This window comes from Cyclobacterium xiamenense (genome assembly GCF_042140265.1).
GTDB lineage: Bacteria > Bacteroidota > Bacteroidia > Cytophagales > Cyclobacteriaceae > Cyclobacterium > Cyclobacterium xiamenense_A.
This window is the reverse complement of record NZ_CP159481.1, coordinates 2,914,221-2,924,785: the sequence shown is the minus strand read 5'-3', so window position 1 is coordinate 2,924,785 and position 10,565 is coordinate 2,914,221. Positions and strand designations below refer to the sequence as shown.

The 10,565-nt window shown below is 50.5% G+C and carries 9 protein-coding genes; 5 read left to right on the top strand and 4 right to left on the bottom strand.

The window, feature by feature from the left end; genetic code table 11:
• Positions 1-3: 3 nt before the first annotated feature.
• Both ABWH99_RS12115 and ABWH99_RS12110 read left to right on the top strand, forming a co-directional pair.
• A complete protein-coding gene (locus ABWH99_RS12115; protein WP_375582113.1) occupies positions 4-1,485 on the top strand; it encodes a DUF1501 domain-containing protein in 1,482 nt (493 codons plus the stop codon).
• A gap of 3 nt (positions 1,486-1,488) precedes the next feature.
• Positions 1,489-2,601: a 6-bladed beta-propeller gene (locus tag ABWH99_RS12110; RefSeq protein WP_375582112.1), complete on the top strand. Its 1,113-nt coding sequence runs from the start codon at positions 1,489-1,491 to the stop codon at positions 2,599-2,601.
• Positions 2,602-2,884: 283 nt separating this feature from the next.
• Here the strand turns inward: ABWH99_RS12110 and ABWH99_RS12105 are convergent, their stop codons facing one another.
• The 4 genes from ABWH99_RS12105 to ABWH99_RS12090 form a co-directional block, all read right to left on the bottom strand.
• On the bottom strand, positions 2,885-4,183 hold the full coding sequence (locus ABWH99_RS12105) for a TRAP transporter large permease (RefSeq protein WP_375582111.1): 1,299 nt from the start codon (positions 4,181-4,183) through the stop codon (positions 2,885-2,887).
• 6 nt (positions 4,184-4,189) lie between these two features.
• Positions 4,190-4,675, bottom strand: a complete 486-nt coding sequence (locus ABWH99_RS12100; protein ID WP_375582110.1) for a TRAP transporter small permease — start codon at positions 4,673-4,675, stop codon at positions 4,190-4,192.
• A 4-nt stretch (positions 4,676-4,679) separates the two neighbouring features.
• On the bottom strand, positions 4,680-5,675 hold the full coding sequence (locus ABWH99_RS12095) for a TRAP transporter substrate-binding protein (RefSeq protein ID WP_375582109.1): 996 nt from the start codon (positions 5,673-5,675) through the stop codon (positions 4,680-4,682).
• A gap of 64 nt (positions 5,676-5,739) precedes the next feature.
• Positions 5,740-6,735, bottom strand: coding sequence for a PfkB family carbohydrate kinase (locus ABWH99_RS12090; RefSeq protein WP_375582108.1), 996 nt, complete (start codon positions 6,733-6,735; stop codon positions 5,740-5,742).
• 133 nt (positions 6,736-6,868) lie between these two features.
• Between ABWH99_RS12090 and ABWH99_RS12085 the strand changes: the two genes are divergently transcribed.
• The 3 genes from ABWH99_RS12085 to uxuA are packed head-to-tail and all read left to right on the top strand — an operon-like array spanning position 6,869 to position 10,551.
• Positions 6,869-8,515: a UxaA family hydrolase gene (locus tag ABWH99_RS12085; protein ID WP_375582107.1), complete on the top strand. Its 1,647-nt coding sequence runs from the start codon at positions 6,869-6,871 to the stop codon at positions 8,513-8,515.
• A 30-nt stretch (positions 8,516-8,545) separates the two neighbouring features.
• Complete coding sequence (locus tag ABWH99_RS12080; RefSeq protein WP_375582106.1) at positions 8,546-9,361, top strand: SDR family oxidoreductase; 816 nt, start codon at positions 8,546-8,548, stop codon at positions 9,359-9,361.
• A 23-nt stretch (positions 9,362-9,384) separates the two neighbouring features.
• Entirely contained in the window at positions 9,385-10,551 is a 1,167-nt protein-coding gene (gene uxuA, locus ABWH99_RS12075; protein WP_375582105.1) for a mannonate dehydratase, read from the top strand.
• Positions 10,552-10,565 lie beyond the last annotated feature (14 nt).

Sequence of the window (10,565 nt, the reverse complement as noted above, 5' to 3'; positions counted from 1 at the left end):
GACATGAACTATTTGAACGAAATACACGCGAAGGAATATCTGAAAACCCGTAGGGAATTCCTGAAGAAAACCTCCAGAGGCCTGGGCGGATTGGCCTTAGGTGGTCTCCTGTTTCCGGATACCCTAAGGGCCTCTGATTCCAAAGAAATTGATCGCCAACGGGTAAAAAATAGCGGTGTTTTGGGAGGAACCCATCATGCCCCCAAGGCAAAACGGGTCATCTATCTTTTTCAAAGTGGTGGGCCCAGCCAGTTTGAGCTATTCGATTACAAACCCGAGTTGAACAAACGTCAGGGAGAAGAGATCCCCGACTCTGTAAGGGGCGGACAACGAGTTTCCGGAATGCTGGCGGCACAATCCAGCTTCCCGCTGGTGGGTTCTCGGTTTGATTTTATGCAACACCCAACGACCGGCGGATATTTTAGCAAACTTATGCCCCATACAGCCGGTATAGCAGAAGATATTTGCATGATTAATTCCATGCATACGGACGCCATTAACCACGAACCCGCAGTAATTTTTATGCAAACCGGATCCCAGCAAGTCGGGCGGCCGAGCATCGGTTCCTGGATGAGTTACGGCTTAGGGAGTTCGAATGACAACCTTCCTTCCTTTATTGTCATGTTGTCCCGCGGGAAAAATGGCGCTCAAAACCTAAACATGCAGGCCTGGAACAGTGGTTTTTTGCCTTCCCATCATCAAGGCGTTCGCTTTCGTTCCGGCCATGACCCGGTCCTTTACCTCAGTAATCCCAAGGGCATCACCAGGGATCGCCGTCGCTCAGAATTGGATTATCTGGCCGAACTGGAAGCAGAACAAAAAAAGGTATGGGGCGATCCCGAAATAGATTCCAAAATAAGCCAGTACGAAATGGCGTATCGCATGCAGAGCAGCGTTCCCGAAATCGCAGACCTTTCGGATGAACCTGCCTATATCTTCGATCTCTATGGAGAAGAGGCGCGAATTCCGGGAACCTACGCATTTAATTGCCTAATGGCACGCAGGCTTGCCGAACGAGATGTGAACTTTATTCAATTGTATCACATGGGTTGGGATCAACATGGAAATCTCCCGGTCGATATCACGAAAATGGCAATGTCTTCGGACCGGGCCTCAGCGGCCCTGGTAAAAGACCTGAAACAGCGGGGCCTGCTGGAAGATACGCTTGTGGTTTGGGGAGGGGAATTTGGTCGAACCAGTTTTTCACAGGGGAAAATAACGAAATCCACCTATGGACGAGACCACCACCCCAGGACCTTCAGCGCCTGGATGGCAGGGGGCGGAATCAAGCCCGGCCTGGTCTATGGAAAAACCGATCCGTTTGGCTATAACATCGTCGAAAACCCGGTTCATGTGCATGATTTTCAAGCTACCCTTCTACACCTGCTAGGCGTAGATCACGAAAGGCTCACCTTCAAGCACCAGGGACGGAGGTATCGCCTTACCGATGTTCACGGCCATGTGGTGAAAGATATTTTGGCCTAAACCATGAGACGAAGAAATTTCTTAGCCAAAGTAGCCACCATGGGAGCGGCTTTTCCCGCGTTGCATGCGGTTGGAAATCCCCCCATTTATCCTCCAGTCTCCAAGTTCAACGGAGAAATAGTGGGGCACGGAGATTTCAAGTATCGGGTAGATACGCAATGGGGCCAACTTGACCCTAAAAAGGTACCGATCGATAACTGTCACGAGATGGTGATCGATTCCAAAGGGCGAATCATCCTGCTGACGGATGAACCCCGTAACAACCTTATTTTTTATGATCAATCGGGGAATCTGCTTGATGCTTTTTGTAACCGGTTTCCCGGAGGGCACGGACTCACCCTGAGTGAAGAGGGCGGAGAAGAGTTTCTTTATGTCACGGACAGCGGTTGGTTTCACGACCACAAGCATCCGGATGAATGGAAGTACTTCAGTGGCAACGGATTTGTATCGAAGATCACAATGAAAGGGGAATTGGTCTTTAATGTGGGACATCCCCAAACGATCGGAGTGTATGAGCCAGGTATGGCCTTTAAGCCCTCAGAGACCGCAATCGGACCAAACGGAGATATTTATGTAGCCGATGGATACGGCTCCTGCTACATCATCCAGTACGATCAATATGGCCGATACATCCGGCATTTTGGCGGTAGGAATAATTCCGATCCCAACTACCAACTGAAAACCGCACATGGCGTTACCCTGGACACCAGAAATCCGGACGAATTGCAATTGATTGTCACCTCCCGTGAGGAGTGCTCGTTTAAATTTTATACGCTGGAAGGACGGTACAAAAAAACCGTCACGATTCCCGGGGCGATGGTAAATCGGGCGGTAATTCATGGAAAAAACCTGTATGCGGGCGTATGTTGGTCGCAAATAGATGGCAAGGCAAAAGAGGGTACGGGATACATTACCATCCTGGATGAGCGGGATCGGGTAGTGTCCAATCCTGGGGGGCAGGCACCCCGGTACAAAAACGGCATGCTGAGCCATCAGATTCAGGAAGTCCCCTTCCTTCGGCACGGCCACGATGTCTGTGTGGACGAGGATGAAAACATCTATGTCTGCCAATGGAATGGCGGAAGGACCTATCCCATGAAACTGGAACGAATATAGACGGGGAATTTAGTGCCATGATGTCTGAACAAAGACAGCATCCATTTCGAAACCTGGACAGGCAGTGATCTGCGGCCGTTTTTCCGGACACCAAAGGAAGCTGCAGGTACCGGACCTTATGGTTTCCATCCAACACCAGAAATAAAATGGCGTCCGACCGTACTTCTTCTTACTCCTGCCCGTTCGGTTGGATACGGGACTTCATTTTTGTTCGATAGGTGACGGCAAACAAAAGCCGCTGGAAAAATTGTTTCCAGCGGCTTTTTTGTGAGTATTCGGTAGGCTATAAGCCAAATAAACGCGGCAGCCAAAGCGATAACTCCGGAAAAAGGGTAATGACCAGCAGGCCCAAAATCATGGCGAAGAAAAAGGGCAGCAAGGGCAAAAACACTTTCGCAATGGAGGTCTTGGCCACACCCACCCCGATGAAGAGTACCGATCCTACCGGCGGCGTACATACACCGATACACAAATTCAACACCATCATGATCCCAAAATGAACCGGGTCAATCCCCATAGTTACAACTGCCGGGAGAAAAATTGGCGTAAAAATCAGCACGGCAGGGGTCATGTCCATAAAGGTTCCCACAAACAACAAGATCAGGTTGATCATGATCAGAATCACAAACTTGTTGTCACTCAGTGTAAGCAACGCCGCACTGATCGACTGGGGAATATTTTCGCTGGACATGGCCCAGGACATGCTCATCGAAGTCGCGATCAATAGCATTACGATGGCTGTAGTCTCGGAGGATTTTAGCAAAACCCCCGGTAGATCTCTGATTCTGATTTCTCCATAAATAAAGGACAATACGAGCGTGTATATGACTGCAATGGCAGACGCTTCGGTGGCTGTGAATACGCCAATAACGATCCCCCCGATAACGACCACCAGCAGCATCAAACTGGGGAACGCGGCAAGAAACTTCCGGGTCAGTTCTTTCAGACTCGTTACTTCCCCACCTTTCAGGTCGTGCTTTTTTATGAAAATGGCTGCGGTGATCATCAGAAACAAGCCAACCAATAAACCGGGAATGTAACCGGCCACAAAGAGCGCTGCGATGGATACCCCACCGCTTGCCAGGGAATACACGATGAGTACATTGGAGGGTGGGATAATCAGTCCAGTCGTGGAGGAGGTGATGTTTACGGCGGCTCCCAACTCCCTTGGGTATCCTTCTTTCTCCATACGGGGGCCCAAAATACCTCCGATGGCGGAAGCTGCAGCCGCCGCAGATCCGGCAATGGCCCCAAACAGCATGGCAGCAATGACGTTGACGTACAGCAAGCCGCCCGGCAACCGCCCGGTCAGGGCTTTGGCCAGGTTGATGAGTCGATTCGCGATACCCCCTTTATTCATGATTTCTCCGGCGAGGATAAAGAACGGTATAGCCAGCAGGGCAAAACTGTCCAACCCTACCCCCATGCGTTGGGCAATGGTGGTAGCAGATGGTACGGTGGCAATGGTTACCGTCAATGTTAAAAAACTGGAAAAGCCCAGTGCCCATGCCACCGGAACCCCGATTCCCATGAGTACGATAAAACTGCTTACCAGTATAAGTATGCTTAAGTATTCTTCCATGTCGAGTTAATTTTGGGATTCTTGTTTGGTCAGCAATGATTTTAGGTTGACGAATTGGTAAAAAAGCACCAGCAAACCACTAAACGGTATCATCAGGTACACATAAGCCAGGGGAAGCTGGAGCGTAGCCGATTTTTGCTCCAGGGTATAGGTAATGTATACCAGGTTAATCCCACCCATGATCATCACCGGTATAACAAACAGCACAATGACCACACTGATAAGGATCAACAATTTTCGTTTTGCCTCGCCTCGCAGCTTGGCGGGAAGAATATCGATGGCCAGGTGCTTGTCCTGTCCGGCAACATAGGCTGCCCCCAACATCCCCAACCATACCAAAAGGTAACGTGAAAGTTCGTCGGTAAAAGAGCTGGGCGATTGAATCACGTAGCGAGAAAAAACCTGCCAGCTAACATTCAGCACCATGATAGCCATGATGAGCATCAACATGACGCCGATTACTTTGTCCAATTTTACTTTTAATGCCTGCATTTCCCTAGTAGTTTCTGATTTCCTGAACCAGCGCATACATTTCCGGATCCGCTGTTTTCATCAATTCGTATACTTTTTCCGCTTCTTTACGAAAAGGTTCCTTGTCCGGGTAGGTTACCTGCACGCCGGCTTCGTCCAGGATGCGCATGGACTCCGCCACGGACTCTTCCCAGAGTTTGTACTGATACACGGCAGACTCGTCGGCTGCCTCTTGCAGCCAAACCCGCTCTTCATCGGAAAGGATGTCCCAAACCTTGGTACTTACAATCATCATATCCGGGATGGCGGTGTGCTCGTTCAGGGAATAGTACTTGCACACCTCGTAATGCCTGGACGTCACCAGACTGGGAGGATTGTTCTCTGCTCCGTCTACAATTCCCTGCTGCAAAGCGGTATAGAGTTCGCCAAAAGATACCGGGGTGGGCGAACCTCCAAAACTCTGAACCATGTTTACCGCAGTAGGACTTTCCATGACCCGAATTTTCAGACCTTGAATGTCTTCGGGTTTTTCCACCGGAGTATTTTTCGTGTAGAAACTCCGCTTGCCGGCATCGTAAAAACACAGGCCTTTCAGCCAGTACTTCTCCCCTGCCGCCAGCAGCTGCTCACCGATGGGGCCTTCCAGAACCCGGGCCTGATGCGCATCGTCCCGAAACAGATAGGGTTGGCCCAGGATTTTAATTTCCGGGGCAAAGCCTTCCATGGCTGCTGTGGAAACTTTGGTCATGGATAAGCTTCCAATTTGCAACAATTCCACTAATTCCCGCTCCGTACCCAATTGCTGGTTGGGATACACCTGAACAATCATTTTACCACCCAACTTTTCTTTGGCCTTCTTCGCGAGGAACAACATGGCCTCATGGACCGGATGGCTGGTATCCAGGCCATGGCCCAATTTCAGCACCCGCACCCCGCCGGGTGTCGAACAACTGATCAAGATGGCCGCTACCGACAGCAGGCCCAGGTAGTGTAAGGGTCTATTCCATTTCGCTTTCCACATACGTAGGTATTATTTTGGTTAAGTATTACGTGATATTTTCATGTCTTTTTAAAACCCTCCGGTTTTAACGTAGCAATCTGCCAATATTTTCTCCGGAAACCAACTGATTTACTTCTTCGACCAATACGTAATTGGCGTCTCCCGGCACCGAATGCTTGAGCACGGAAGCGGCTACCGCAAATTCCAGTGCCTCTCGATCGGTTTTGTGCAACAATCCATAGATCAAACCCGCCATGAACGCATCTCCTCCACCGATGCGGTCCACAATAGCCGGCATATCGTATACGTGCGAACGGAGCAGGGTGTCGCCGTTCCATAACATACCGCCAAGACGGTTGTGGGAAGCCGATACGGAATCCCGCTCGGTGGTGGCTACCACCTGAATGGACGGACACCGGGCTTTTGCCTTTTCGCAAGCCGCTACAAAATCGGCATCGTGAATGTCCAGGCAATTGGCAAAGTCTGTTAATCCGGCAATGACTACATGGCTGTGAGCAATCAATTCGGGAAGAATGTCCAGGGGAGACTTGCCGTAGCGCCACAGGTTGCGTCGGTAATTGATATCACCGCTGACCCGTACTCCGTGTTTCTTAGCCTCTTTCAGCACCCGAAGGCACAAATCCGCAGCCGGTGCCGACAGGGCCGGAGTAATGCCCGACCAATGAAACCAATCCACCTGGTGAAAGACCGCTGCCCAATCCAATTCCCGTCCCTCGTAAGCCGCAAAGGCGGAATCGAATCGATCGTAGATGATTTTAGACGGCCGCTGCATGGCTCCGTTTTCCAGGAAATAAAGGCCCATTCTCCCCGCTGTAGTCGCAATAAATGAAGTATCGATACCGCCGGTTTTCAGGTAACGCAAGGCAGCCTTTCCCAAATCGTTGGCAGGCAAGGCAGTCAAGAGGGCCACTTCCTGCTGCCAGAAGGCCAGCGAAATACCCACGTTCGCCTCCGATCCCCCGAAATCCGCATCGTAATTTCCGGCTTGTATAAACCGCTCGTATCCGGGGGTAGACAGGCGCATCATTACCTCGCCTAACGTGAGTATCCGTTTGTGCATGCGAATTTCTTAATTCCGTAAGTAACTTGCCAAAATTACGGGTCATTTAAAAAAAAAGAAGCCCGCTGGCTCTTTTCTTTCAATTTATTTCTAAATTGTGCAATCGATTGCTCAAGATAATCAAAAAGTTGACATGTTCCATAAAGTTTTACGAATTCATCCCGCTGATAATGTCCTGGTGGCCCTGAGTGACCTGAAAGCCGGAGAAAAGCTGGATTTTGAAGGAGAGGAAATCAGGGTAACCAATGCGGTACCTGCCAAGCATAAATTTACGCTAAAACCCTTGCAAGAAGGGGATACCATTCACATGTACGGCATTGTGGTGGGGAAAACTCTTAAACCCCTGGAAAAAGGCGCTGTCATCACCACAGAAAACATCGTCCATCAAACCGCACCTTATACTGGGAAACGTAAGCCATTCGTCTGGGTACCTCCGGTAGTTGACCGTTGGAAAAACCGAACTTTTGATGGTTTTCACCGAGCCGATGGGCAGGTGGGTACCTCCAACTACTGGCTGGTGGTACCACTCGTTTTTTGCGAAAACCGGAACGTAGACATCATGAAACAGGCCTTTGTGGAAGAGTTGGGTTTTGCCCGGCCAAACCCCTACAAATCGCTGGTCCGGGAAATGAAACAACGCTTCCTGGAAGGAGACAGCAAATCCCTGCAGCAGGTAGGGGTCGAAGTGCTGGAACAGGCCTCCGAAGAAAAAGTATTTAAAAACATAGATGGAATAAAATTTCTTACGCACAACGGCGGCTGCGGAGGCACCCGACAGGATTCCGAAGCCTTGTGTGCACTTATCGCCGGGTACATCAACAATCCCAATGTAGCCGGAGCAACGATCCTGAGCCTTGGATGCCAAAATGCACAACCGGCCATTTTGCGGGAAAAGCTGGCACAGCTGGATCCCGATTACAAAAAACCGGTAATTATTCTCGAACAACAGGTAGAGGGTACCGAAAACCAGCTATTGACCCGTGCCATTCAGGAAACTTTTCTGGCACTTACTGAAGCGGACCGGTTGCAACGCAAACCAGCACCGCTGAGCAAACTCACCATTGGTTTGGAATGCGGCGGGTCGGATGGGTTTTCAGGGATTTCCGCCAACCCCAGCCTGGGTCAGGTATCCGATACCATCGCTGCGCTGGGAGGCAAAACCATTCTTTCCGAATTCCCTGAACTATGTGGAGTGGAGCAGGAATTGATCAACCGCTGCACTACCGATGCCAATGCCGAAAAATTTGTGCGGCTGATGCGGGCCTATGCAGCATCCGCCGAAGCCGTTGGTTCAGGGTTTGACATGAATCCCAGTCCCGGCAATATCAAGGATGGGCTGATCACCGATGCGATCAAATCCGCGGGTGCGGCCAAAAAAGGAGGCACCTCCCCCATCGTGGATATCCTCGACTATACCGAAATCGCTACAAAACCCGGCCTGAGCCTGCTTTGTTCTCCGGGTAACGACGTGGAAAGTACCACCGCCATGGCGGGATCGGGCGCCAATATCATCCTGTTTACCACCGGTTTGGGTACCCCGACAGGCAATCCTGTAACGCCGGTAATCAAGGTGGCTTCCAATCACCGACTGGCGGAACGGATGCCCGATATCATCGATGTAGATACGGGTGGCATCATATCCGGGGAGAAATCCATCGAAGAAATGGGAGATGAATTGCTGGAATATATCCTGCAGGTGGCAAGTGGAAAAATCAAAGCCAAGGCGGACCTACTCAATCAGGATGATTTTATTCCATGGAAGCGGGGAGTTTCCCTTTAATTGACACCAAAAAAAAAACGGTTTTTATTTATGTCTCAATTATTTTCAGTTAAAAACAAAATTATCATCATCAGTGGTGGAACGGGAGTGTTGGGAAAAGCCATGGCCCGGCATCTGGCAAAAGAAGGCGCACAGATGATCATCCTCGGCCGGAATTCCCAGAAAGTGGAAGACCTGGTACAAGAGATCAAGGACGAGGGAGGATTTGCTTTTCCAGCAGTGGCAGATGTAACGAAGGAGGAGGAAATCATCGCCGTAAAGAAGGAATTGGAAAAATCATTCGAACAAATCGATGGGCTGATCAATGCGGCAGGTGGAAACATGCCCGGTGCGACGGTCATGCCGGACCAAATGGTCACCGATCTGTCCTCAGAGGCCGTCAAAACGATCATGGACCTGAACTACATGGGTACTTTTTTGCCCACGAAAGTTTTTCTGCCGCTCCTGACAACTAACAAAAAAGCCTCCATCATTAATATTTCCTCGATGGCCGCCAGCAGGCCCATGACCCGGGTGATGGGCTACGCATCCGCGAAAGCGGCCATTGACAATATGACCAAATGGCTTTCTGTGGAATTTGCCAGGAAATACGGAGAAGAAATCCGGGTAAATGCAGTCGCTCCGGGCTTTTTTCTTACGGCCCAGAACGAACGCCTGCTTACTAAGGAAGACGGCAGCTTGACGGAAAGAGGCAAGCTCATCGTAGACCACACGCCCATGGGAAGGTTTGGAACTCCCGAAGAGCTATTTGGCGCCGTGCAGTGGCTCTGCAGCGACGCATCAAAATTTGTTACAGGAACCATTATCGAAGTAGACGGAGGCTTCAGTGCATTTTCAGGCGTATGAGTACGAATAATAAAACCTTCTTTATGGAACAGACCATGCGTTGGTATGGTCCCAATGACCCGGTAAGCCTCACCGATATCCGGCAATCCGGTGCGACGGGTATCGTAACTGCCCTGCATCAGGTCCCCAACGGACACGTATGGTCACGGGAAGCAATACGGGAACGAAAAAATACGATTGAGCAGGCTGGACTAACCTGGTCGGTCGTGGAAAGTGTCCCCGTACACGAAAGCATCAAGACCCGCTCGGGAGAATTTCAGACCTATATCCGAAATTATCAGCAAAGTATTCGCAACCTGGCGGCAGAAGGCATCCACACCATATGTTACAATTTTATGCCCATTCTGGACTGGACCCGTACCAATTTGGGCTATACCCTTTCCAACGGTGCCAAAGCGCTTCGCTTTGAAATGAAAGCCATCGCGGCCTTTGACCTGTACCTGCTGAAGCGGCCAGGGGCGGAAAAAGACTATTCGAAAGAAATGATGCAATTGGCCAAAACCCACCTTGACGGCCTCTCCGATGAGGGAAAGGAACAATTGGTGAACACGATCATTGCCGGCTTACCCGGAGCGGAAGAGGGGTATACCGTTGCGGACTTTCAGCAGGCCCTGGATACGTATGCAGGAATCGATGCCGGGAAACTAGGAGAACACCTCAATTTGTTTTTGGATGCCGTCGTTCCGGTAGCGGAGGAAAACAAGGTATTTCTTTGCATCCATCCGGATGACCCACCCTTTCAAATATTTGGCCTGCCGCGGGTTGTTAGTACGGCGTCGGACTACGACCGTATTCTTAGGGGAAACAGCAGCCCCTTCAATGGTTTTACCTTTTGTACCGGTTCGCTGGGGGTGCGGGCAGACAATGATTTACCAGCCATGGCTGCTACCTACGGGGACCATATTCACTTCATCCACCTGCGCAGTACCCAGCGGGATGCGGATGGGAACTTCTACGAAGCCAACCACCTGGAAGGCGACGTCCCCATGGCTGACGTGGTAGAGGCACTGATGCGGGTACAGCAGCGACGCGGCAAATCCCTTCCCATGCGTCCGGACCACGGTCACCAAATGTTGGACGACCTGGGGAAAGTAACCAATCCCGGCTATTCTGCGATCGGCCGCCTAAAAGGCCTGGCAGAACTGAGGGGTTTGGAAATGGGTATTGCACGAAGTATTTTTGATAAGTAAGAAACGTAAAAAAA